At 61.3% G+C, this 26039-nt stretch carries 16 protein-coding genes and 1 tRNA gene; 9 read left to right on the top strand and 8 right to left on the bottom strand.

What is annotated here, in order from left to right:
- Window positions 1–166 precede the first annotated feature (166 nt).
- The 9 genes from EMO90_RS05100 (at window position 167) to EMO90_RS05060 (ending at window position 10233) form a co-directional block, all read left to right on the top strand.
- A complete protein-coding gene (locus EMO90_RS05100) occupies window positions 167–1576 on the top strand; it encodes an ABC transporter ATP-binding protein (RefSeq protein ID WP_150353765.1) in 1410 nt (469 codons plus the stop codon).
- A 457-nt stretch (window positions 1577–2033) separates the two neighbouring features.
- Entirely contained in the window at window positions 2034–4160 is a 2127-nt protein-coding gene (locus EMO90_RS05095; protein ID WP_150353766.1) for a DUF6020 family protein, read from the top strand.
- A 310-nt stretch (window positions 4161–4470) separates the two neighbouring features.
- Window positions 4471–4558: transfer RNA gene (locus EMO90_RS05090), tRNA-Ser, on the top strand.
- Window positions 4559–4790: 232 nt separating this feature from the next.
- Entirely contained in the window at window positions 4791–6398 is a 1608-nt protein-coding gene (locus EMO90_RS05085) for a tyrosine-type recombinase/integrase (protein WP_150353767.1), read from the top strand.
- Window positions 6398–7225 (top strand): hypothetical protein, encoded by an 828-nt coding sequence (locus EMO90_RS05080; RefSeq protein ID WP_150353768.1) that lies wholly within the window; start codon window positions 6398–6400, stop codon window positions 7223–7225. Before EMO90_RS05085 ends, EMO90_RS05080 begins: the two co-directional genes overlap by 1 nt.
- 323 nt (window positions 7226–7548) lie before the next feature.
- Complete coding sequence (locus EMO90_RS05075) at window positions 7549–7728, top strand: helix-turn-helix domain-containing protein (protein ID WP_094667866.1); 180 nt, start codon at window positions 7549–7551, stop codon at window positions 7726–7728.
- Window positions 7729–7730: 2 nt separating this feature from the next.
- Entirely contained in the window at window positions 7731–8363 is a 633-nt protein-coding gene (locus EMO90_RS05070; RefSeq protein WP_150394986.1) for a hypothetical protein, read from the top strand.
- Window positions 8360–9901: a DUF3631 domain-containing protein gene (locus EMO90_RS05065; protein ID WP_150353770.1), complete on the top strand. Its 1542-nt coding sequence runs from the start codon at window positions 8360–8362 to the stop codon at window positions 9899–9901. Before EMO90_RS05070 ends, EMO90_RS05065 begins: the two co-directional genes overlap by 4 nt.
- A complete protein-coding gene (locus EMO90_RS05060) occupies window positions 9898–10233 on the top strand; it encodes a hypothetical protein (RefSeq protein ID WP_150353771.1) in 336 nt (111 codons plus the stop codon). The genes EMO90_RS05065 and EMO90_RS05060 overlap by 4 nt, the downstream gene beginning before the upstream one ends.
- Window positions 10234–10483: 250 nt before the next feature.
- Here the strand turns inward: EMO90_RS05060 and EMO90_RS05055 are convergent, their stop codons facing one another.
- From EMO90_RS05055 to EMO90_RS05025, 8 genes are all read right to left on the bottom strand, one after another.
- Entirely contained in the window at window positions 10484–11377 is an 894-nt protein-coding gene (locus EMO90_RS05055; RefSeq protein ID WP_223849715.1) for a class C sortase, read from the bottom strand.
- 133 nt (window positions 11378–11510) lie between these two features.
- The gene (locus tag EMO90_RS05050) at window positions 11511–12662 is read right to left on the bottom strand and encodes a Cna B-type domain-containing protein (protein WP_150353773.1); all 1152 of its coding nucleotides are present in this window, start codon (window positions 12660–12662) and stop codon (window positions 11511–11513) included.
- Window positions 12663–12800: 138 nt separating this feature from the next.
- On the bottom strand, window positions 12801–14441 hold the full coding sequence (locus EMO90_RS05045) for a SpaH/EbpB family LPXTG-anchored major pilin (protein ID WP_150353774.1): 1641 nt from the start codon (window positions 14439–14441) through the stop codon (window positions 12801–12803).
- Between the two features lie 62 nt (window positions 14442–14503).
- Complete coding sequence (locus EMO90_RS05040; RefSeq protein WP_150353775.1) at window positions 14504–22045, bottom strand: Spy0128 family protein; 7542 nt, start codon at window positions 22043–22045, stop codon at window positions 14504–14506.
- A gap of 326 nt (window positions 22046–22371) precedes the next feature.
- Window positions 22372–23601 carry an Abi family protein gene (locus EMO90_RS05035; protein WP_190971973.1) on the bottom strand — a complete coding sequence of 410 codons (1230 nt, stop codon included), beginning with the start codon at window positions 23599–23601 and terminating at the stop codon, window positions 22372–22374.
- A 243-nt stretch (window positions 23602–23844) separates the two neighbouring features.
- Entirely contained in the window at window positions 23845–24018 is a 174-nt protein-coding gene (locus EMO90_RS12110) for a hypothetical protein (RefSeq protein ID WP_190971974.1), read from the bottom strand.
- Between the two features lie 154 nt (window positions 24019–24172).
- Window positions 24173–24952, bottom strand: coding sequence for an SDR family NAD(P)-dependent oxidoreductase (locus EMO90_RS05030; protein ID WP_190971975.1), 780 nt, complete (start codon window positions 24950–24952; stop codon window positions 24173–24175).
- 45 nt (window positions 24953–24997) lie between these two features.
- Window positions 24998–26020, bottom strand: coding sequence for an NADP-dependent oxidoreductase (locus EMO90_RS05025; RefSeq protein WP_150353778.1), 1023 nt, complete (start codon window positions 26018–26020; stop codon window positions 24998–25000).
- Window positions 26021–26039 lie beyond the last annotated feature (19 nt).

The following is a 26039-nucleotide window of genomic DNA, read 5'->3' as shown; positions in this document are numbered from 1 at the left end:
GGCCAATTTTGACGCGTAGCGGACAAGATCTGCCCAGTTTGCGAATGCAGCGACCGGATCTGCCCAGTTTGGGGCGAATCATCCTAAGCGGCGGACCCCATTGCCCCCGCCCATCAGCACGGGCGAGTAGTATGGCGCTGTTACCGAACTTTACGGAGGTGTCCCGATGCCCGAAGCCGTAGCGACCACTGCCAAGACCGCCGGAAAGGCCGCAGCGCCGGCCAAGCGCGACGATCGACCGGTCGTCCTGAAGGTGGAGCATGTGGCCAAGTACTTCCGTCTGCCCACCGAGCAGGCGAACGGTCTCAAGATGGCGTTCATCAACTGGACGCGCGGCATCAAGGGCTACACCGAACAGCGCGTGCTGCGCGACATCAACTTCGAGGTGAAGCAGGGCGACTTCTTCGGCATCGTGGGCCGCAACGGATCCGGCAAGTCCACGCTGCTCAAGATCATCTCGCAGATCTACAAGCCGGAGAAGGGCAAGGTGACCGTCAAGGGCAAGCTCGTGCCGTTCATCGAGCTGGGCGTGGGCTTCAACCCGGAGCTCACCGGCCGCCAGAACGTCTACCTCAACGGCGCCCTGCTGGGCTTCACGCGCGAGGAGATCGACGCGATGTACGACGACATCGTGCGCTTCGCCGAGCTTGAGGACTTCATGGACCAGAAGCTCAAGAACTACTCTTCCGGCATGCAGGTGCGTCTGGCGTTTTCGGTGGCGATCAAGGCGCAGGGCGACATTCTGGTACTCGACGAGGTGCTGGCCGTGGGCGACGAGGCGTTCCAGCGCAAGTGCGACGACTTCTTCACGCGCATCAAGTCCGACCCCACCAAGACGGTCATTCTGGTGACCCACTCCATGGACGCGGTCAAGAAGTACTGCACCAACGCCATCCTCATCAAGGACGGCGAGATCATCGCATCCGGCGACAAGAACGATGTGGCCGATCGCTATACGCTGGAGAACCTGAAGGCCGAGGGCATCAACCCGGACACCGTGGACGACAGCAAGGACAAGTCGGGCGGCGACGGCAAGAACGGCAAGGATTCCAAGGGCTCCAAGGATGGCGGGAAGAACGATAAGAAGGCCGAGGAGAAGAAGCCGGAGCACCCGCTGGGCCTAAGCGATCTGGTGCCCACTCTGCAGGTCCGCCCCACCAACGAGCCGGTGTGCAAGATCAAGCAGGGCTTCGACTTCACCGTGGAATACGACTACACCGGCAAGCGTCCGTTCTACGTAGCCATGGCCGTGCACGACACCACGCGCGGCGGCGTGCCCTATGGCGACGCCTACGATCTGAGCGAGCGCGGGCATCACAAGGTGCGATTCCATGTGCCCACCGATCTGTTCAATAACGGCAACTTCCGCATCGTCGCCTCCATGCACGAGAAGGTGGACGACAACCCCTCCCACAACGTGATGGTCGCGTTCACCAATCAGGAGAACTCCTGCGACTTCTCGATCCGAGACAAGGAGGGCGAAGACAACTTCGCGCTCATCAACAAGAAGACCATGGCCTACAGCACGTATGATCCGCAGATGGCCACCCGTCAGCCGCCGGTGGAGAACGAGTAGTCGGCGAGGGGGTTCTTTGTCATTTCGCATCAAAGTCCTAGCGCAGGAAGGTTAAGGATCCTTCGGCTCCGGCTTCGGTGTCCGGCTTCGCCGGACCGTCGCCGCCTTGGCGGCGGCTCCCTTCGCCTACGGGCAGCCCACCGGGCTGCCCGCTTAACGGCTCAGTGCTCAGGATGACAGAATAGCCCCCGTCATCCTGAGCGGAGCCCGATAGGGCGGAGTCGAAGGATCCTTGGCCATTACGCACATAATCACGGTTTTGATTAGTGCAGAAAGTTAAGGATCCTTCGACTCCGCTGCGCTCCGCTCAGGATGACGGAGAGACCACGCTGCGCTCCGCTCAGGACGACACGGGAAGGCCACGCTCCGCTCAGAATGACGGAAGATGGCCGCCGTCGGACTCTGCGTGCTTGTACACTGCGAGGAAGTAACTGGCTACGGGCATGTGAGGATTCAGATGGATAAGGCGATCAATGCGCAGTCGCGGCGGCCGGGAATCCACGGGCGCGCGCTGGCGGCCGCCCTGCCGCTTGCCCCATTCTCCTGCTTCGCGCTGACCGCCGCGTATGGCGATGAAACCGCGTTCACCGATCTTGCGCATGTGAAGGCCGGGATCTGGCCGTACCTGAATGCGTCGGGGCCGACGACCGGCATGCTGGTCTTTCTGGCCGTGCTGGCGGTGGAGTATGCGGGATTCGCCATGCTGGGCCGGGCGCGGATCTGCGACGAACGATCCGAAGATGTCTCCAACGCAGCCCAAACGGCCCTCCGCGCGCGCGGCTGGGCGATCGCGCTGGGGCTCATCCTCTCGCTCACGCTCACCATTCCGCCGCACAACGTCTCGCATCTGGAAGGCCAGCTGGCCGCGACCGGCACGCCGCCGGCGGTGGCCGCCGAGTATAGGACCGTGTGGTACTGGCTGTACTACATCGCACGCTACGTAGGTTTTGCGGCGCTGATCACGGCCGCGGCGGCGATCGCCCTGCATGCGGTGATCCGGGCCGATCGATCCGCCAGCACCCCACAGCCCTCCCCCACCCCCGTGCATCCCATCGCCGCCCGGCTACGTAACCTGTTCGGCTCCTTGACCGCCGGCCGCACGGCGATCATCGGCGCGATCATCTGGCTCTGCTGGCTGCCGTGGACCGTGCTGCTCTGGCCGGCCAACATCGCGGCCGACACGGTCGCGCAACTGGTGTGGATGCGCACCGGCCGCGCATGGGACCCGTCGACGCACGAATACCTGCCCGGCTACGCGCTGAGCGACCAGCACCCGTGGCTCGACTCGCTGATCTACGGCGCATTCGATCGGCTCGGCCTCGCGATCGGCTCCGAGGCGTGGGGCCTATGGCTGCTCGCGTTCCTGCAGACTACGTTGTGCGCCCTCGCGCTGGGACTGGTCATCAACTATCTGGGCGGCGTGATGCGCATGGATTGGCGGTTCTGCGCGGCCGCGACGGCGTTCATGGCGCTCGTGCCCGCGTACGGCCGGCTCATGATGTCGGTGGTCAAGGATTCCACCGTCATGCCGTTCTTCCTGGTGCTCATGGTGCTGGTCATGGAGTACATCCGCCGCGTGCGGACGGGCGCGAAACTGGGGCCGTGGCTCATCGTGGGCATTGTGGCGCTGAGCGTGCTGAACGCGCAGATGCGCAAGATCTCGCTGGAGATCGTGGCGGTCACGTTCATCGTGCTGGCGATCGTGCTGGTCCGCCGGCGGCTCACCTCCCTCGCGCTGGCCGTGGTGCCCGTGGCGATCGGCATGATCATCTCCGCCATCGCCCTGCCGGCCCTGCACGTGGCGCCCGGCGGCAAGCAGGAGATGATCGCGATCCCGCTGCAGCAGACCGCGGCGATCGTGGTGGCGCACGGGGATACGATCAACCCGTCCGATCGTGCGGCGATCGACGCCGTCATCACCTGCTCCCCCGAGCAGCTGGACGATTATCTGACCTGGGATCCCAACGACGAGAAGGAGATCGGCAGCGCGGACGCGATCAAGGACCGATGCTTCAACCGCGAGGCGACCGGCGGCGATGCGCTGCGATTCCTGGTCGTCTGGGCCAAGCTCGCCGTGCTCAACCCTCGCACCGCCGTCGCCGCGGTCCCATGGCTGCGCGATCCGTTCGTGATGGGCCCGGTGTACGACGAGGGCTGGTACGTGCGCTGGGGCTGGGAGGAAATGGGCAGCAACATGATCCTGCCCGAATACGAAAGCACCTGGACGTGGGCCGATATGTCCGCCCCGCAGAAGATCGGCTCCGCGGTGTACGGGTTCGCGGAGAACGCGCCCGGCGTCTCGCTGCTGTTGCGCGAGAATCTGTATGCGGTGTGGGTGCCGCTGTTCGTGGCGGCCTGCTGCTGCGTGCTGCCCGAGCGGCGAACCGGGCGGATTGAGGTAACTGAACAAACCGAGCGGATTGGCTCGCGCTGGCGGAACCTGGTGTATCTGGCCCCCTGGGTCCTGACGATCCTGTCCCTGTTCCTCCTGCCCGGCCACCAGACCCGCTACACCTGGACCCTAGCGTTCGGCGTGGCGCTGATCGCCGCCGTGCCGTTCCTGCACGAGGACGACCAGGACTGACCGGGGCCGATCGGGCGTGCGTGATGCCTGGATGCCTGACGGGCGCCGGCCCATATATGCGTTCAACATGCTGGTGACAATGTGGGCACATTGTGGGCACAAGATGGGCACATTGTCACCAGCCGTTTTGATCGATACCTCTTCCTCCCTGCCGCGCCGCCGCCCTGCTGCCCTTCCACACCGCCCGCCATCCGGGCAGCGCCAACGACCGGAGCACAAACGCGACACGCCGAAGAACCGGACCGCTTGGCAAGAACCAAAAAGAGCGGTACTCTAAACGGGTTGCCTGAACTACGGTTCAGAAAGCAATGGAGGATTCGCCTAGTGGTCTATGGCGCACGCTTGGAAAGCGTGTTGGTGTAACAGCCTCACGAGTTCGAATCTCGTATCCTCCGCCATCGCCCTTTTCCCACCCAAAGGAAAAGGGCTTTTTCATTGCCAAAACGGCGGTATTTCAACGGTTTCAAGCCATTCCGCCAATCTACCCGCTCTCCGTTTTGACCCGTCTCGACCCGTTTTCTGGGGTACCATAGTCGGTAAATTAAGCGGTACCGCTTAAGGCTTACCGCTCACCGCTCATCAGGGGAATCAACGACGATACGGCCATCGACAATCAGGAAGGCGCGCTGCATGGCAAGGACGACACGAAACCGCCGCCGCAAGTTCGGCAAGGTGGAGACGAAGACGAACAGGCACGGGCAGGTCTACTACGATGCCTCGTACATCCCGCCCGTGGAGGCCCGCGAGCGCTACCCGTACCTTCCCGCGCGCATCCATCGTAATTTCGACGACGGCTATGAGCTTCAGGCCGACGCATGGCTGAGCGAGGCGAAGCGTCTCATCGATCTGGGCGCGTGGGAACCTCCGGAAGTGGCGGAGAGCCGGAACGCCGGCAACACGGTGCTGTTCCGCGAGTACGCCGAACAGTTCGTGGAGAACCGCCGCAAGGGCGATAACCAGCCGATTCGTGAGACCACGAAGGACAAGTACCGCCAGTATGTGCGCGACTATCTGAACCCGGTGCTCGGTAATCTGCCGATGGCGTCGATCAAGCCGGCGCATATCCGCGACTGGTACGACAGCATGAAAGTCACGAAGGACGGTCGGGGCGAGAGCATACGTCGGCACGTGTTCGAGCTGCTGAGCGCCATCATGGCCGAAGCGGCGAACGCCTCGATGGATGATCAGGGCACGACGCTCATCAAGGTGAACCCGGTCCAGTTCAAGGTGCCTCGCCCGGCCACGAAGCATGTGTACGTGATCGCCACGCGCGAGCAGGTGCGCGCGCTCGCCGACGCCATGCCACCGAATCTCGCCCGTGGCGTGCTGCTGTCTGGCACGCTGGGATTGCGCCAAGGCGAGGTGTTGGGACTGCAACGCCGTGATATCGAGCTGGAGGCGTCGCCGGTGCTGCTGCATGTGCGTCGCAGCGCCAAGGAGATCAGCGAGAACGGGCATAAGGTGGCCGTGCTGGGCGAGACGAAGACGCCGAGCAGCAAACGTGACATCGAGGTACCCGCTCCCCTAGTCGAGGAGATCACGCGCCATCTTGATACGTACGTGGAGGATAAGCCGACTGCGCTGTTGTTCACCGGCGTGCGCACGCGGGGCATCGTCCGCGCACAGTCCATGCGCAACGCCTTCGCGAAGGCCATCGAGACGGTGAACGACCCGACGCTGAAGGGCATGGACTTCCACGATCTGCGTCACACCGGTCTGACGCATTACGCCGAGCAGGGCGCGACCGTCGGCCAGCTCATGCGTTTGGGCGGCCACACGAACATCAAGACCGTGGCGACCTACCAGAAGTCCAGCAAGGATGCGGATAAGCGGCTGCTGGCGAAGGTGGAGGCGAGCATGAGCACCACGCCGGCGAGCGCCGGAACCTCCGAAACGAACACTGACGGCGGAAAGAACTCCGCGGATAACGCCGCGACAGCCAGGAACGGCGGTCAACGGCAGGATTCACCCGATAATCCGTCCGAAACGGCCCAAACGTCCGAACCGTCCGCGAGCGCAGTCCACGCCGACCACTCCGCCACGGAACCGGCCGACGCCGCGACCAGTGCGGACGCCGAGCTGAAGGCGCTCGCCGGCGCGCTGGCCGTGCTGGATCTTCAGCCGCGTCTTGCGGTGCTGAAAGGGCTGGACGAGGGCAAGCGCGGACGGATACTCGCGTTGCTGCCGGCCTCGGTTCAGGTGGATACGATTCAGGAATTGATCAAGGCGGTGGCGTGATGGCAGGGAAAAACGGCAATTCCGCGAACAGGCCCGGCAAGTCCAACGGGTCCGGCAGGCCCGACCCGTACAAGACGATGGCTGATTCCGGCATGTGGGGCGAACGGTTCGATGCGGAGAAGGCGCGCAAGTTCGCCAAGCTGCTGGAGCGTATGACGGTGGACAATGACGCCGTGGCCGATCTGCTGATCGCCGCCGATGCGTGGATGTCGGGCTGGTGCGGGGAGTTCATACCGTGCCTGAAGGCCACGGTCAACGCCGGACGCGAGCTTGACGACGTATTCGCCAAGACGGTGGGGGCCACGCCTGAACCGGAGGATAGCGTAGCGCAACAGCATGCAGCAGATGCCTTCGCCTTGTTGTCGGCGACGCTCAACCGGTATCTGTCCGATCACACAGTGCCGGATGCCGTCATACGTGACGTGCTGCTGAGCTATACCGTGTCGTATCAGAACGCGGCAAAGCAGACCGTCGATTCGTTCCTCGTCAAGTTCTGGAATCGACATAACGATTGTGATGTGGCGGAGTTCATGTCGATGCTGCGCCGTTACGCCTTCGCGTTCGGGTACGCGGAGAAGATCAAGCATCTGATGGCGAAAGGCAAGTATGCAGCGCGCAACGACGCCGCGTACAAGGACGAGCATGTAGCCTATCGCAATGCACTGGCGTTGACCGGCAAAGACAGCACACTACCCGAATTGCCTGCCGGAACTCCGCGCCCGGAAGCGGCATGGTCGGTGCTTGACGCTTACCAGACCGGCATGAAAGTCAGGCCCGGTCTGATTCCGACGGAAATTTCTGGAGATTTCGACACGCCCATACACTGAATCACCGTCCATGAGCCTCGATGAAACTACCGGAACCGGCTCTATTGCAACGTTTTCAAGGTGCCGTTTCGGCACATATCTAGTCACAATGACCCGCATTGCAGGAAAACGCTCAACGCTGTAAAAATGATATCGTTGCAGTTTTCTACGGAAGTGGAAATCCGAAGAATCCCGCGGCGCACGACCCCTCAGCGTCGGTAAAAACCTGAGCGCCACGCGCGGCGGATGCCGGTAAGTCCAAAGAAGAACTACCACCATGGGTACAGTGCATCTGCGCCAGCTGTGCTTCCGCCCTCGGTGCGACCCGAGAGGGGTTAAATCCAATGCGAAACGACTACGTACAACTGACCGCCAAGCCCGCCCAAGTGGCGGAAATGCTCGGCTACTCGGACACGAAGACCGTGTACGGGCTCATCCGCTCCGGCAAGATTCGGGCGCGCAAGGTGGGCAACACCTATCTGGTGAACCTCACCAGCGTGCGCAAGTTCGCGGGAGAGGAGTAAGCATGCACCTCACGTCGAACACACCCATCGCGGACGCAGCGAACTCCATCCGCGACCTCGACAATGAATCGATCACCGTATTGGGCGAATGCTTCGACCCGAATGAGACCGGCTATGTGCTCCGAGCAGTGACCGATTATCTGATCGAAATCGCCTACGGTCTCCATCGGCTGACCGTCACCCGCGATGCCATCGGAACGGCCCGGTGTCTGGCCTTGTGCGTCTACGCGACGCACATTCGCCCGGCTTCCATCGCATTCAGCGCAGCCAACGGCGACTTGCCGGCACTGCGAATGATGCAGGCCGCGCTGCTGCTGTGCGCCGATGCGCGGATGACACTGATCACCGGACCGTTCCCCTCGGTCGGTCACGCATTCATCCGCACCGGCACGGTGGACACCGCGATCGGCGATCTGCTGGAGCGAGGACTACTGCCAACCCGCGCACGCGGAGACCTGTATGCGATGAAGCAGCGCATATCGGCGAGCGCCGCGCGATTCCACCGGAACCACGGCTCCGGCATTAAAGGCGGCAATAGGAACGAGAACATGCTGGCGCTCATCGCCAATGACGCCGGCGAACCGTGGCGCGAAACCGCTGCGGCGCTCGCCGGCGAGTGGAAGGCGGCAGCATGATCGAGACCATGAATCCGGCTGATCTGGGTAGCATGAACCTGATTGCGGATGACCCGTTCATCTCCGACGAACCGGTCGGCATGCCCGGCCTGCCCGACGTGCCTTATGCTCCTGAATCATTCGGAACCGGCGACTACGGCTTCGACCCCAGCGGTCTGGCCAATCGCATTTTCCGTCTGCTGAAGCGCTATATCGGCGCGACGGACGACGATCTGAAGATGCTGACCCTGTGGATTATGCACACATGGGTGTTCGCCAGCCTGTATACGACGCCGCGTCTGCTGGTGACATCCATTCTTCCAGGAGCGGGCAAGACCACGCTGCTGGAGTGGATCGGGCACTTGGGCGCGAAGTCGGAGATGCTGAGCGCCATCAGCTCGGCGTCGCTGCTCGCCAATCTCGCCGATCAGGGGTACACGCTACTGGTGGACGAGGCCGACCGGAGCCTGCGCAAGGACAATCCCCTTGCCGCCGACTTCATCGCCGTGGTGAACACCGGATACAAGAAGGGCGGAAGTCGCACGATTCAGGAGCCAGACAAAAAGCACGGCTGGAAGGTGGTGCGCAAAAGCACGCATGCGCCGGCCGTGTTCGCGGGCAACAACCCCGATCTGCCAGCCGACACCCGGCAGCGCTGCATCCCCGTGTTCCTCTACCCGTCCGACGAGGTGGAGGAATCCGACTGGGAGATGATCGAGGAGGACGACGCCGAGTTTCTGGACCTACGGCATGATCTGCCCATATGGGCGGAAACGGCGGCGAGCGCCATCAAGCCGCGTCCCACGCTGCCGGAATCGGTGAAAGGCCGTTACCGCGAGGTATGGCTGCCGCTGGCCCGCATCGCCCAGACGCAAAGCGGGGACTGGTTGGACACCGTACGCCGACTGTCCGCGGAGTTCGTCGAACAGGCCAAGACGGATGCCGATCTCGGTCTCGCCAACGACTCGCCGCACATCGTGCTGCTCAAGGACATCGCCGAACTGTGGGCAACCCAGTGGCAAACGTGCGCGTTCGTCGGCTCGCAGCAGATGTGCGACGCGCTCGCCTACGGCAATCCGACGCAGTGGGGCGACCAGCAGGCCGGAGGCTTCGGACGGCTGACCGCCAAACGATTGGCGTCGATGCTCAAGAAGGCCGGCGTGGAAGCGAGCCGCAACCGCGAGCGCACCAAACGCGGATACCGGTTCACGGCGTTCGCACAGGCGTGGGAGACGCTGAAGATCTGGGAGGCGTTGAAGCTCGAACCGCCCACGCCGGGTATGGGTGCGAGTGCTGACGCGGACGCTTCGGACGGCTCGGACACGTCGGACGCTTCCACAGGGAGCACCTTGGAAAGCATCTCAGCGAACGCCTCTAAGAACGACTCGGAGCCGGAACGACTGGAACACTGGGCAGCGACGCTCAGCACCACCGCCGACATCCCGGACTGGACGGCACTATCCGCCGGCCAGCTGCAAGCCATCCGCAAGGTGAAGCACACCGGCCTATGGCTCAACAAGACCACCACCGAACTCAACAGACGAGGAATCATCGTATGAAGGACATCACCCTGAACGAACCCATGACCGCGCCTATGCCCACCGCCGCCGTGTCTGCTGTGAAAACGCAGACTAACGCATCCGCTGTCTCCGCTGATCAGCTGGTGCAGGCGCTCTACGAACAGGCCGACGCGCAGAACCGCATCGCCGACCAGCTCGAAAAGATGAACGACTATCTCGGCGACATGAGTCAGATGCTGTACGCCTGCCTGCACTCGCACAGCATGAGTCTGGACGGCATCGACCGTTCGCTCGGCGAGATCGCCGAACAGGTCGAGAACGCTCAGGGACGGCCGTTGGCCGATCGCCAGCCGGAGACTGCCGCGCGGTAATCGTCGACTGAACAGCCGGTCTGAATGACCGGTAGGGGGAGAGATCCCGTCCCTACGCCTCCGGCGCTCCCCGAGGCATAGCGCCGCTCTCTCCCCCGTTTTTCCCACAGCCACCTGATGCTTTGCAATCCGATCCGGAGCGGCATCTGATACTGTGTTCATACACAGGTCCGCAGCAATGTGAGACTTCCAAGGGCCGGGGGAGTCCCCCGGCATGGTACACCGTCATCGACGTCTACTTATCGCCGCTCTACTGTCCGTCTCGCTCCACAAGCTGGCCGGTGGAGTGACTGGCGCGGGGGCAACGGCGGCGCACGGCGAACCAGCGCACAACCAGGATACCGATGACAAGTATCACGACCGAGACCGAGACAATGCCGATCGTGAGCATGTGCACTGGACTGTCGTAGTCGGTGGCGTCCGGTTCGACGGGGTTGGGGATGCGGTGACCGCGCACAAGCAGGCGATGCGTGTTCACCCCGTACGGCGTGCAGGTGATCACGGTCGCGTAATCCTTGCCGTCCTCAATCGCGAGATTGTCGAACTGGTTCGGCAGCACGACGCTGATCTTGTCAACCTGATACGTATACGTCTCACCCAGCACGTGGAACGCAAACGTGTCGCCTTTTTCGAGGGTGTCGAGGCCGGTGAGCAGCTTCGCGCTCGGCAATCCGGTATGCCCGGAAACGACCGCGTGCGTGGCCGCTCCGCCCACCGGCAAGCTGCTGCCCTCCAAATGACCGATCGCGATCTGCAGAACACTCTCGTCCGTACCGTGATACACCGGGAACCGTACCTTAAGCTTCGGAATCGTCACATACCCCATGACGCCCGTGCCCGACACGTCCAGCAATGACTCGTACTCAGCCTTCTGTTCCTTGGTGAGCATCCATCGGTCCGCGATTGTTGGCAATTTCGTGTTGTACGCATGCGCGGCGTCCAGCATACGTTTGCGTTCGGTTTTCGACAGATCTTCGGTCTCCTCGATGTACGTCGCCACCGCGCGCGACTGATGCATGCGGTTCCACCAGTCCGCCACCGTTGGGTATGCCAGCAACGTCAGCCCCGCAACGAGCACCATCGCGAAGAACACGGAGATGATGCGCGAGACTGTATCCGTTGTCTTTTTGCGATGGGTGGCCATGCTGATTCCTTCCATATGGTCCATATAGAGCGCCCCCTCGTAACCGAGGGGGCATCGATTTTGCCTTCCCTCAGGTTGAGGGGAGCTAACAGCGAAGCCGACTGAGGGGAGTTCACGGAGCTCCCGCGAGCCACTACTTCGCCTTTTGCCTGCGACGTATGAAGAGGATGAGACCCAGTCCGCCGAGCGTGCCGGCGCAGATCGCGGCGATGCCCACGCTGGCACCGGTCTTGCCAAGCAGTGGGATGGTATTGCTCGGCGGGGTCGTGGGCGGAGTGTCCGGCGGCGTGTGGTTGTCCGGAGGCGTGGGCGGGGTCTCCGGCGGCGTATACGTGTTGGTGATGGTGACGACGTCGTTCTCGCGATCCGCCAGCACGGTGTAGCCGTCCGGCACGGTCTTCTCAACCACCTGATAGTCATGACCGACCGGCAGATCGGTCCATTCATGGGTCCAGTTGTTGGAGGCGTTGAGCTCCACCTCGTCGATCACCTTGCCGTCCCTAAGCAGCTGCACGACGATCTTGCCCGGACGGTTCGCGGCGGAATCACCCTTCCAGACCTTGACCACCTTCTTCTTGACCGTTTCGGTGGGCGGCGTGGGAGGCGTGGCCTCGCAGTCGTTCTTCGGCTCGAGGGTGACGTCCATGGTCGTGGCGTCGGCGTCGTCCACCGACTTGGACGGCAATGCGACCAGCACGTACGACGGGCCGCAGGTGATGGAGCCATCGTCATAAGCGTCGATGAGGACCAGATAGATGCCCTTGGGAAGGCCGGAGAATCGGGCACCGCCGTTGGCGTCGGTGGCCGCGGTGGCGGCGGCCGACGGCTTGTTCTTTTCGATGAGACCGACCAACGTGGTGGCGAACCGCTGATAATCAACGGAACCGCCGCTGTTCAGCAGCGACCAGTCAAGCGGGTACTTGCCGCTGTCTGAAAACGGACTGACCGCCGTAAACGTATTCCGGTCGGAGTTTGGCGCCCAGTCGGCCACATGGTACAGGTTGACCGTCGCGCCCGCGATCGGCGCGCCTTCGTCCGCATAGTCGACGGTGATGGAGCCGGTTCGGGACTCGGTGCCGGACGTCTCGTCCGCGAGCGCGGAAACCGGCATGAAGCCCGTCAGAAGCATCGCGACGGCAAGCATCAGCGAGCAGACCGCCGCAAAGACACCGCCCGCCGCACGCGGGGCATGGGCCCGCGCGCCTCGCACCTGCGACGCGCCGCGGTCCTGGCCGCGGCCTTGCGCACGACCTTGGGTGCGATCTTGATCTGCGTGAATCATCATCGTTCTTTGCTTCAATCTCTTCGTTGACTTACTATTCCCGATCCGGCCGGCAGCGGCGGTGATGCCGCCCCGCCTCCTGGCAGAAGCGAGGCGGCATCACCGGATCGGCCGATCAGCGCATCGGCATATCAGCCGCGATCAGCGGGACGCGTTGCGGCGGCGCAGGCCGAACCACAGGCCCGCGGCGGCCACGCACACGGCGCCGGCCACGTACAGGATCGTGGTGCCGATGCCACCGGTCTCAGGAAGGTTGGAACCCTTCTTGTTGACGACGGTGATGCTGGCGTCCTTGTTCGTGTCGACGGTGAAGTCGGTGATCTCCTTGCCGTTCAGATCGGTGAACTTCAGCGTCGTGAGCTGCGGGTCGTCCGCGGTGGCGTCGTGCTCGGCGACAATCTTGAACTCGAGGCCCTCCCAGGTGTTGTAGCCGGCCGGGGTGGTGGTCTCCTCGAGCTTGTACTGGCCCGCGTCCAGACCAGAGAAGTTGAAGGTGGTCACGCCCGTGATCTCGTCGCCGACGGCCTCGTACTTGTTCTCGTTCTTGTTGAACTTGTACAGGGTGAAGCCGGCGCCTTCGAGGGCCTGGTTGTTCTCGTCGACCTTGTTGGCGACGATCTTGAACGTGAACACGGTGACGACGTCCTCCGGGGTCTTGCCTTCGCCCTCGCCGTTCGGGTTGTTGGAGAAGGTCAGGTCCACCTTGTTCGGGTTGCCGGCGGAGCCGATGACCGCGTTCGCGTTCAGCGTGGCGTTGTACTCGACCACGATCTTGGTGTCCCTGTCGATGGCCAGGGTCTCACCGTCGGACGCGGCGGCGGCCTGCTTGAGATCGGCGAAGTTAATGGTCAGCACGTTGCCGCCCTCGTACTTGTCACCGGTGCCCGTGTAGTTGGCGGTGGCGACCGTGTAGCCATCCTTGTCTGTGGAGGCTGCATCGAGCTTCTTGATCTCGGTCCTGGTCTGCGCGTCGCCGGCGCCCTGCACCGCGTACACCTTGATGTTGTTCTGATCCAGCGTCAGGCCCTTGGACAGGGTATCGGTGAACGTGTAGGCGTAGGTGGTGTAGGCGTCGTAGTTGCTCGGCAGGGAACCGGTCAGCTGGAACTTCACGGTGTCGTTGATGTCGTGGTCGGCGGAGTCGGACCACTTGTCGTCGTTCGCGTCCTTGTCGTCGGTGGCGGAATCGTTGGTGTCCCACACCTTCTTCTCGACGGTCGGCACGTCGGCCTTCGGCGCGACGGTCACATTCTTGACCACCTGGAGGATGAACTCGGTGTAGGCCTCGGTCTTGTCGCCGAGGGAGTCGTCCTTGTCCTTGACCAGGTAGTAGCCGGCAGCCAGACCGGAGATCGTGTAGGTCTCGTTGCTATACGTGCCGGTTCCGGAGGTCGTCTCGGTCAGGTGGGCGGCGGCGACCTTGGCGAACGCGGCCGCGTTCTCCGCGGTCAGGGCGGCGGCCACATCGGCAGCGCTATTCACGCTAGCAAACGCGGTGCCGAGGGTAGTGTCGCTCTTCAACGCGGTGAGCAGTTCGCTACCCTTGACGCCGTTGCCCCAGCTGATGTTGGACAACGTGACGTCGTTGTCCTTCTCGGACAGGTCGCCGGCGAACACCTGATATGCCTCGAACGTGTGGTCCTTGGTGACCGGCTTGGTCTGCGTGCCGATGGTGATCGAATACTCTCCCGCCGCCATCGCCGTGACAGGCGCGATCAGCCCCGTGAACAGCATCGCCACGGCGGCGATGAGGCCGAACACGGCTTTTCCTATCTTCTTCATGATTACTCCTTCGAGTGTTCTTTGTTGTTGAAATCCTGATGGTTCCGAGTCGGTGCAGCCGACTACATGCTGAGACCGCCGCGTTTGCGGGATGCGTGGACCAGCGCCAGTGCTCCCGCCGCGAGGGCGACAAGCAGTCCGCCGGACAGTCGCCAGTCGAACATCGTCACGTCACTGCCGGTGTTTGGCAGTAGTACGGCCGAGTACCGGTTCGTGATCACGGGGATGATCTTGCTGTCGCCGCCGTATTCGCCGTCGACCTCCACTCTGGTGGTCAGCTTGCCGGCACCGTTGTCCGTGACCGTCACCTGATACGTGTGAGATTGTTCGTCGTAGGTGACGCCGGCCAGATGTTTCGGATCGTTCTCGGCCGGTATGTTCTCCTTCACCGAGTAGGTGAACGTCTTCGACTTGGCATAGGTGCCGTCGGCGTTTCTGAGGTCATCCATGCCGAAGACGATGGTGTCGAACGTCACGAAGCTGTTGCCGGTCGTGCTCGCGGGCACGGTCTTGGTCTGCAGCGGCTTCGCCGATCCGTCAGCGGCATTCACATTGCCCTCGTAGAGCGTGAAATCGAACGCGTCCTCGGGAATCTCGTGGGCGGTGCCGTCGATATTCTCGAAGATCTTGCGCGTGTAGAACGTCACCGAACCGGCCGCGTCGTATGTGTTGGTGAACTGCGTGGTATCGCTGCCGGTATCCATATCGGTGACCGTCGCCTTGAGTTCGCCGGTCTGCTTGTCGAGCGTGACCGTCACCTTCACGTAGTTCCATGTGTCCTTGTAGGTGACTCCGTCCTTGACATTGTTCACCGCCCCGTCTGGCACGTCCTCGATCAGCGAGTAGTAGGTCGAGCCGACTTGGTAGAAGGTGAGCTCGTCGAAGGAGACGTCGCCGTCCGCGTCGTTCGTCTTGGTCTGGAACGCCTCGGCTGTGAAGGATTGGCCCTTGGGATCGCCGAACTGGAATCCGTGGTACAGCTTGAACGAGAACTGGCCGGCTTTGAGCGTGCCTCCCTTCAGGGTCTTACGCGCCTTGAGCTGCACTTTGACCGGCTGAGGCGTGTACGTGTTCGAGAATGTCGGCATGGCCACATCGGTGCCATCGGCGTCCGTCACCACATTGCCGTCCGCATCCTTGACGACCTGCGTGACGGCCAGCAGTCCGCCCGTATCACGACCGACCGTGACTTCGAACGTGTACACGGCCTTGTCATAGGACATGCCATGCTCGTCGCCTGCGATCTCGGAAACACGATAGGCGTACGTTTTGGCTGAACCGTTCGCACCGAGGTCCTTGTCGGTGAATCGTATGTCCTTGAAGGACGCTTCACCGTTCGCCGTGTTCTTGGTGGTGAGTTCGTCCACATCGGCGATGCTGCCATCGTCGCCGATCACGTGCAGCGGAGCGCCGTCGATTGGGACGAGCTTGAACGTGAACTTTCCGGCGGTCAACGGGTTGCCGCCGCTGTTGTCGACGTATTGCTTCCTGACCTTCGGGGACCAGTTATGCAACAGCGCGTCGTACACGTTGGTGATCTGCGCGACTGGTTCGTTATTGTCCGTCGCCTTGATCTTGACCGTGCGCATGGTGGTCACCGCGACCCGCTTCACGGACGACGTCTTCTGCGTCTCGACGTCGGAGCCCTTCTCGACCCGTTCCAAGTTCACGGAAGAAGACAGAGTGCCCTTGCCGCCATCGGTCACGGTGACGGTGGCCCGGTACAGGTCGGTGGAGTAGCTCACGCCCGGCAACGGATTCTCCGGCTGCATCTCGTCGATGTTGTATAGGTACGTGCCGGGTTTGGCGAAGGTCATCTCGCCGAAGGAGAACGCGTTGCCATTGGTGGCCTCGCGCGTAAGAACGCCATCCGAGGCTCCGTCCGGCATCGGCATCGAACCTTTCGCAACGGCCGAACCGTCGACCAGCGTGCCGGAGATGGCCTGCATGCGGAACGTGAACGAGTCGCCGTCCTGCCAGTCACGGCCGGAGAGCGTCTTTTGCGCATACAGCTGTGCCGTGGCGGGCGAAGGCGTGTACACGTTGTTGAACGCGGCCTCTTCGGAATCGGGATCGTCGTCCGTGCTCACGTCACCGTCGCTCACACGATAGCCGACGCCAAGCGTGCCGTTACCCATGTCCCTGACCGTGACGATGACCTTGCGGGTGGTGGCGTCGTAGACGATGCCGTCCTTCGAGTAGCCCTGCGTGACAGGCTGGCCGCTGCCGTCGAGCTCAGCGACCGTGTAGGTGAGCGTCCAGTTCTTCGCCGTGGCGTCGTACGTGGCGTATCCGTCGGCCACTGCCCGGCTCAGAACCTCCGGCGTATAGATGATACCGTCGAAGACGATGTGGCCGGATGCCTCGCCTCCGTCTGGCACGATGTTCGACTTGGTCTGGATCGGCGTTTTGTTCTCCGCACCGTCGCCCTGATACAAGCCGAAGGTGAACATTCCCGCCTTGAGTGTCGGCGCGATGGCGCCGCTTGCGGCGGTGAGCTTCTTGTGCAGCTGGAAGAACACACGGCCGCTCGCACCGTACGTGTTGGTGAAGGCGGTCTTGTCGTTCACGTTCCGGTCCGATTCGGTTGTCGCGTCGGTGTTGTCGTAGGCGATATCGGTCACGAGCCCACCGGTACCGTTGTCCTTGACGGTGACGGTCGCGTAGGACACGTGCGTATCCTTGGTCGTGCCGGCCTTCACGTCACCGGTTTCGGAGATGCGGAACTTGAAGACTCCCGGCTTGGTGAAGTGGATGCCATCGAACGTGAAGCCTGATGCCACGCCGTCCTGCGCGCCGGTCACGGTGGCCGTCATCGTTTCGGATGCCTTGTCGTCGCCGAAGACGATGGAATCGTCCGCGAGACCGTTGCGTGCCGCCTTGGCCTCGGCGGTGTCGTCGGTCGCGGCGGCCAGTTGGAACGTGAACTGCTCGTTCGCATCCATATCACGCCCGGTCAGGGTCTTCTGTCCGGCGACGCTTGCAGTGGCGGGCGTCAGATCATACGTGTTGGAGAATACCGGGCGACCTTGGTCAAGCTTCGATGCATCAATCGGATTGCCTTGCGCGTCGAGGGTGGTCGTCTTAGAGACGAGTGTCGCCTGCCCATCGATGACCTCGTTGCTCAGTTCCACCTTGATCGTGTAGACGGTCAAGTCGTAGGTCATACCGTTGAGCGTGGCGGTTTTGCCGTCGTCACTCGTCACGGCACCGGCCGGCGCGTTCTCCTTGAGGGTGTACGTGTAGGTTTTGTCGCCGTCATCGAAGGTCGTGTACTTGATCGAGGGGAACGACACGGCGCCGTCCGAGGTGACGGTTGCGGTGACTGACCCTCCGGGCCTCACACCGTTGGGCATGGGCGCTTTGTCGTTGCCGGTCAGAGTGAACGAGAACATGCCGTCGGTCAACGGCTTGGAGCCGGTCTTATCCACATACTTCTTGATGGCGAGCAGGCTGAGGTTGATGCTTTCCGCGTCGAAGACGTTCTGGAACCATGCCTTGTTGTAAGCGATGGGCTTGTCAGGATTCTTGTAGTCAGAACCGTCGTCGTTGGATACCTTGGTCATCACGACGCCCTTGTTCGGGTCGATGGACAACTTGCCTGCACCGTCATCGGAGACGGTCACCGCCACATGGTAGAGCGCGTTGGAGTAGTCGATGCCGGGAATCCTCTCGGCGTCCGGCGGCGTGTGCTCGTAGATGTTGTAGTGGTAGACGCCGGCCTTGGTATAGGTGATGTCAGGGAAGGCATGCACTTCGCCGTCGGTCACAGTAAGGCTCGTATACCCTTGCCTTTCGTCGGCTTCGGTGGCCAATGGCGCATCCGGGGTATCCGAGGAGGGCTCCAGACGGAATTCGAAGGAATACCCGTCCTTCCATGTGCCCCACAGATCCTTCTGCACCTTGATGTTGTTGCTCACCTTCGCCGACGTCGGCGTATACGTGTTTTTGAACGTCTGCGTGCCGCGCACATCGTCCAGGCCTGTGATCTTCGGCGTGGCGACAAGATCGCCGACGGCGTTCTTCGTGACCGTGAACACGACCTTCGCGGTGCGGGTGTCGAGCGTCAGACCATTGCCGCCATTGCCAGTCTCCTTGACCGTGTAGGCGTAGGTGCCCGTCTTGGAGAATGTGAAATCGCCGAACGAGAACGCGGTGCTGCTGCCGTCCGCGCCGGTTCCGGTCTTCCTGACGATGGCGGTCGTGGACTTCGGCATCGCGGCCTTGACCTCGTCCTCGGTCACGTCCTTGCTGTCTGCCGCATCAGGAGACAGCTGGAAATTGAACTGATCGTCGTCGGCCCATGCACGCCCCGACAGCTGCTTGCCGAGCGTAACGGAGGCCGTCGCCGGATTGGGAATGCGCACGTCGGTCGCAGTGAAGGATGTGTTGGACGAGACGGCGAGCCCGAAGCCTTTGGCGCGTGCGAGCGCCGCTTCGGCGTCGCTGGCATTGCCGCTCGGAATCATGAAATAGTGCGGGGCCGAATCGAGTTCGTAGCCGTTCGGTGCCTTCGTCTCCGTGAAATAGTAGAGCGTGTTATTGGCCAGTGGATTATCCGCGCTGCCGAAGGTCAGCATGCCATTGGCGTTCGTGGTTTCTGCCTGGACCTTGCTCGAGGCATTCTTTACCTGTTCGAAGGTCACCTTGGTCCCGCTGAGCTTGTCCATATCGACCTGATACAGCGCGAACTCAGCGCCTTGCAAATACCGGTTCAAGTCGTCTGCATCCACCTTGGTGACGGTGACCGTGCCGCTCGCGCCTTCGGTGCCGGCGCTCGCGTTGGTGATCGTCCATTTCTTCTCGTTGGTGGAGCTGCCGCCGGCCACGCCCTTGAGCGACGCCGTATTGCTGAGCGTCACCTTGTCACCGGGTTTGCCGGTCGGCTTGACGTCGTACACCACTTTGAGTGCTGTGGAATCCGGCAACGTGATGGTCAGTTTCTGCGTGGGATTGCCATCCTTGTCGGTCACATCCTCCAGAGTGACCGGCACAACGACGACCTCACCGGTGCCCACGTTCGTGATCTTGAGCGAGCTTGGCATGAACGTGCCCTTGGCATCCATCACATCGGACAGGGTGATGGTGTCCGAGTCTTTGATCAGATCCGCGCTTTCCGGGTTCACCGAGATCGTGTAGCGCACATGGTTCAGATCCTTGATCTGCTGGGCCGCCTTGTCGATCACCGTGTTCTTGCCCTTGACCGTGGACGAGTCAGTGCCAAGATGTGTGGAACCGGATTGCGCGTCGACGCTGTTGGTGAAGTTGACGCCTTCACCGGTGCCTTTGGCGGCGGTCGAATAGGTGAGGACGACGTATGCCTTGTCGGAACCGTCTGCGTTCTGTACGACGGCCTCCGTGGGAATGGTGAAGGTGATCCGGCCGTCCGATTCCGACTTCACGGCGTCAAGGCTCTGGTTCTGCAACGCTCCCGGCCACCAGCCGGCCTGCACCGTGTACTTGCCGTCGTAGCCCGCACCGGCAGGAATGTAGCGCATGCCTTGGGGCAGTGTATCGGTCACGACGATCGGCTGGCCTTTGAGATCCACCTTGCCGGCACCGTTGTACGGGTCGTTGTCCTCATTCACCGTGACCTTCCACGTGGCGATCCACGCGCCCTTGGTCTTGTCCGACGAATCGACCTTCGACCAATCGAAGTCCTTGTCCCACTTCATCGAGCCGGTCTTGGACACGAGGTTGTCATCGTCGATTGTGTAGTCGGCCTCGGCGGACTTGGTCACGCCGTTGAACTTCACGCTCGCCTTGTTGTCGTACGTGCCGGGCGTCCTATCACAGACCGTCGTGTACGTGACCTTGATGTCCTGTTGGCCGATCGCACTCCCGACCTTGTCACCTTTGAAGGTGATGGTCATCGTGTCGTTGGCGCTGTTGAACTTGAGCGTGTAGTCGGTGTCCTTGACGAGCTTGGTCCCGTCGGCGAGCGCAAGTATCGGCTCGCCGTAGAACGTGAACGTGGCCTTGGTGCCGCTCGGCTCGGAGAGCTTATCGGTGAACGTGATCTTCTTCGGATCGGTGAAGCCGCTCATCTTCGACGTCGCGATGACCGATGACCATGTCGCCAGGCCGTTCGACGCGGCGGTGTTGGAATCGAGCGTCTTGGTGATGTAGGTGTTCGTGTCCTGAGGCGTGTATGTGCCGTCGTCACTGCCGTCGGGCTTCGTTGGATCGTTGCCGGGAGGTGTGATGGTGGCGCCATTGCTCACCGTCCCCTGCGAGGACGGATCGTCGAGCGCGGTGTAGTAGACGATGTGATACTGCTCATGACCGGCGTCATTGGGGAACGTGTAGGTGAAGCTCTTGGCGGTGCCGTCAAGAGTGCCGGAGGTGACCGGATTGTTCCAATCGTTGCCCTTGTATACCTGATATGTACCGGTGTAGTGGTGGCCGTCCTTGAGCGTATCGGTGAACGTGTAACCGCCCATGTCGGCTTTGTAGTTACCGTTGTTGAGGTTCACGATCCACTTGATGCCCTTGTCGCCGTCGAGCGAGCCGTTGCTCTTGTCGATCATCTGGTAGTTCAGGTACGGCGTGGTCTCGGCTTTGCCGGGCGTCTCGGAGCCGGTCCAGCTCCATTCGGCGGTGTTCTTCGAGTCGTTCTGGGAGAGCTTGCCTTCGGCGAGGAGTTTCTTTGCCTCGTCAGTAAGCGTAGCGGTGTAGGTGAGCTTATAGCCGTTCTTGGCGTTGGCCTTGAGATCGCCGAGATTGACTGTGGCGTTCTGGCCATTGATGGTGACGTCATCAAGGCTTTTGCCATCCAGCTTGAAGCTGCCCTTCACGAAGTTGAAATTCGTGCCCAACGTGTCGGTGACGACCATGTTCTTGACATCGAACTTGGGTTTCACGTTGACGGTGAACGTCACAGTGCCGTCGGCATTGATCGTGTAGGTCTTGGAGCCCTCGATCTTGGACTTGTCGATGTTGACGGTGATGTCCTCGTCCTTGGTGCCGAAATCGATGACCACCTTGTCACCGCTGTTGCTGCCATCATCGTTCAGGGTGAAGTCGAAGTTCACGAACGACTCGACATCCGTGGGATTGGCCTTCAGCCAGTCCTCGTTCCACTTGCCGTAGACGACGCCATCCGTGATCCACCAGCCGCCGGCTAAGTTACCGCGAGCATCGTACAGGTTCTTGGGGTTCTTCGCCGATCCCACGTCCTTGACGGTGATGTTCTTCGGGAACGTGTAGTAGCGGATGTTGTCGCCGATCGTCGGTTTCTCGCTCTCGTCCCAATCCCAGACGATATGGCCGTATATTGTGTCGCCGACCTGCACCTTGTCGGTATTTTCCAACGGTTGTTGATGGTTCGCATCCTTGAACAGGTTCACCCGAATCTCGGACTTCGAATTGCCGGTGACCTCCTGTCCACCCTGACTGACGTCGTTCGAATTGGAGGAATTGGACGTGGAGGGTATGCCGGCATCCGTGGACTCGGGGGAACGGGGAGATTGGACGGTCTCGGACGATGCGGCATCGTCCGTCGTCTCGCCGAACGCTTCGGGAACGATATTGACGCCGGTGGCCAGCATCGCCACCACTGTCAGGAATACGACTATCAACCGGCACATAGGTTTGCGGAGCATGCGCATCCCGTCTCTTCTTCCACGACAAACTACACTCATGGCGGATTCGACAACCTCAGACACGATGCCTGTCATCGCTACATCCACTGGCAGTAAAAGCTACCCCCCCCCCGCTCGATTTGTCAAAACGGGGTGCTACACGAGGGTATGCAACACGCGTCTCATACCCAATCCGGAGAACGCGCCACGCCGTGATAAGCCTGCCGGCCGTCGCTTGCAAAACCACGACGTCTTCTGCGGACCTGTGCCGTACACGGGCCCGCAGTAATGTGACATTCGCAACGTGACATTCCGAAAGCCGGGGCAATCCCCCGACACCTCTCGCCTTATTTAAGGTAGATGAAGTTTGCTCTTGTTGATTCGAAGGCTTCGCGAAGAGTCTTATCGCGTTCCAGCATTTGGAAGCCCTCACCAGTTCGAGTGGTCATGCTCAAGTTATTAATGGCATACCATCTTGTACCGGCTGATGAACCGGATTGTGTGAATTCAGTGGGTCGGCAATACCCGGGCAATTCACTGTCAGGATCGGCGTTTTCTTTGATTAGTCCCTGCGCGGCTATCACGCCAACTGCGATATGCTCATTGTCGGCATACAGTACGATTTCACGAAGCTTGCCGAAATACTGATTCCTCACGCGCACGGAATTGCAGAACAGTACTTTCCCGTTGTGTGCATCCGAATACCGAACCAGTTCTTCCAATACCTCACGGGAGGTAAGACGCCCGCCATGAATGTCCAAGCTCGTCAACTTGAACGCTGCCGCGCGAATAGGCTCGTTACGACGGGGATCCCGGTACGCGACCTGACGAACGGCATCAGGATTCACCCAACCATGCGTGTACCGTGGGTCGATGGAGGCAAGTAACGACATCACTGCATCAATGACATTCTCCGGATCCACATATAACAGATTTTCATGATGCGCCTCACGATTCCTGATTTCACGCAGCCGCATGAGTTTCTTTGCGATTTGAATCCGACCGTTTTCATCGGCGGAGACCTGCGGGAACGCCTCATGCAAGGTACTCGCCCACAGGCGTTGCGTTCTTTCGGTTTTATGCGAGGTGTATGGCTCGCCTACCAGACGGCACCAAGTGCCGAACATCAACTGGGCAAGAACGTCCTGATGTCCGTATCCACGATCCGTCCTTGGGCTTTTTCGTCTGGTGACACGTTCCAGCGAGGCTTCTTGAGCATGCTGGTGCGCTTTGAAGATGTCGGTGCGAATCAGCGGGCTTATCGCCGAGGGGATTTGCATGCGCTCGGAGGGCTTCTTCTCCCCGTTGTAACGGTAAGAATCCACGCCCGTCCAATGCTCCGTACCGAGCTCGGATGCACTGAGCCGGGACAGGGCACGGTCGATGCTGTTGCGTAACGCAATTTCCGCGTAACTGAGAATAACGTGCAGGGCCCCTGCATACTCCTGATTCCAAGAGTGCAGCGCCAAAGCCTTCTCTAAGTCCGGCAGTTCACGACGGTAGCGATCCAGTCGAGCTTGTCCCAGAAAGCGTTCGGCCACCTCTTGCCGATCCTGTTCGTCCTCGGTCGACTTCATACCCATGTCAATCAATGATATACTGTGAGCTGTTCGATAGGCTTGACCTATCGGTTGCTTTCACCGGCCCGCGTCCTGCATTGGAGGCGGGCCGAGTGCTTTCAGGAACCAGGGTGGATTACGGAGAGAGCGGACACCCCCGTTCCCGCATAACCCCTAGGCACAACCCACACCCATGTATCAATGCGACTGTGGGTTGTGGGGTACATGAGCCGGAAACCGGCAGTACCAGCCCACAATCTTTCATGCGACACGCCGAAGAGAGCGGCAATTTGAGCGGTAAGACAGTTGGTCGGTACGACGTTTTTCGTTGGAATACCACCAGTTCTTCGGCATGAAGTTGTGAATCTCGTATCCTCCGCCATCGCCGGAAGCCTTGATTTCAAAGGCTTCCGGCTTTTTTATTGGCTTCTTCACGGGGCACAGTGTTATTACTGGCTCTTCCGGAAGAATTACCTCAAAAAGGTCCGGAAGCATCAGCTGGCAGCTCAGTAGATCTCACCCAAACCGTCACCACGCCGCATAGAGCACTTTTCACCGACGCCGTCGAACCGCGGCAATTAGCGTATGGTCACATGTTCGCGACCGATACGCCAAACGTGATCGGCAGGATCTTGGCCAGAAACGCGAGCAACTTGTTGAACGGATGCGGCAGGTAGACGGCCTTGTTCCGCCTGGCCGCGCGGATCGAACCGGCCGCCACGTCACGCGGATCCAGTACCGGCAGCGGCGTCCGCTTCCCCGGCCCCGCGTCCGAGACCGCGCCGGCGGACGGTTCCGAGCCATGCGACAGCATCGGCGTATCCATCAGTCCTGGCTGTACCACAGTGACATGAATGCCGCGCGGCTTGAGTTCCTGCCGCAGCACGACGGACAAGGTGCGCACATAGGACTTGCTGGCACTGTACGCCGCCAGATTGCCCACCGGTGAGACGCCGAGAATGGAGCCGGTCTCCAAGATCATGGATCCGCGTTGCATGTACGGCAGGCATAGGCGCGTGACCATCGTGGTCGCCATGACGTTGAGCTGCACCAACTGCAGTAGGCGCTGCGGATCCTCATCGGCGAACGGCCGGCTCGCCCCCATGCCCGCGTTGCTGACAAGCATACGGATAAACGGCTTGGCGGCGTCAAGCCTGTCACGCAGTTCGTCAAAGCTGCGCGAATCGGTCAGATCGAGCGGAACCGGCACGATGCGAACGCTCTGATATCCAGAGGCGATTCGTTCGAGTTTGCCTTTGCTGCGAGCGATTACCCAGATCTCCTGAATCTCCGGGCACTCCTGGATGATCGCATCGATATATGCCCGGCCAAGGCCGGAGCTTGCGCCGGTGATAATGGCGATAGGCATTGCCGATCCCCTCCCTTTCATTCGCGTTCGTCAATTGTCCGACGATCAGAACCGAACCACGACCTTGCCCGACGCACGCCCTCCCATGCCGGCGACAAGCTTGAGCGCCGCTTGAATGTCGTCAAGACGGAACATGTGCGGGTCGATGGAGGGGCGCACATCACGCTCCTTCACGATGTCGGTGACATGACGCAGCTGTTCGCCATCCTCCCGCACGAAGATGAATTCGTACCGCTTGCCCTGCACCCGGGCCTTCTTGTCGAGCTTCGATCCGGCGAGCGAGAACAGCGTGCGCTTGAGGAACGGCATCCGCATGCGTTCGGCGAACGCCTTGTTGGGCACGCCACGCAAGCTGAGCAACGTACCACCGGGTTTCAGCACAGACAGCTCACGGTCGAACTCGGCCGGTCCAAGCGCGTCGATCACGTAGTCGACGCTGATGCCGGCCTGCCAGTAATCCTCCGCGCGGTAGTCGAGATACCTGTCGGCGCCAAGGGCGAGAATCTCGTCGCGCGAGCGCTTGTTGCCGGTGACGACGACGTCCAACCCCAGTGATTTGGCGATCGGCACCGCCATGCGTCCGAAGCTGCCCGAGCCTCCGGGAATGAGAACGCTCTGCCCCGGCTTGGCGTCCAGAACCTCCGTGAACGCCTGCCACGCGGTCAGACCGGTGAGCGGGATGGTCGCGGCCTCGTCGAAATCATAGCCCCCGGGCATCGGTGCCACAGCGTCGGCGGGCAATGCGACGAATTCAGCGAGCGCGCCGGGGTGGTCGATCGGCGTTCGGGCATACACGCGATCACCCGGCTGGAATCCGCGCACCGCATCGCCCACGCGTTCCACGACGCCGGCGACCTCATTGCCGAGCGTGACCGGCATCGGATAATCCTGGATCAGCTTGACTCCGCCGGTGATGACCAGCAATTCCAGCGGATTGACGGCCGCCGCCTTGACGCGAATCAGTATGTCGCGGTCGCCGATGGACGGTTCGGGGATCTCGTTGACCTCAACCCCCGCAATAGCCTTGGCGACGTCCTTCTCGTAACGGTTGATCTGCGCTGCTCGCATGGTGGCGCGTCCTTTCTTC

This window comes from Bifidobacterium vespertilionis, from assembly GCF_008698145.1.
Taxonomy (GTDB): domain Bacteria; phylum Actinomycetota; class Actinomycetes; order Actinomycetales; family Bifidobacteriaceae; genus Bifidobacterium; species Bifidobacterium vespertilionis.
This window is presented reverse-complemented; position numbering and strand designations above follow the sequence as displayed.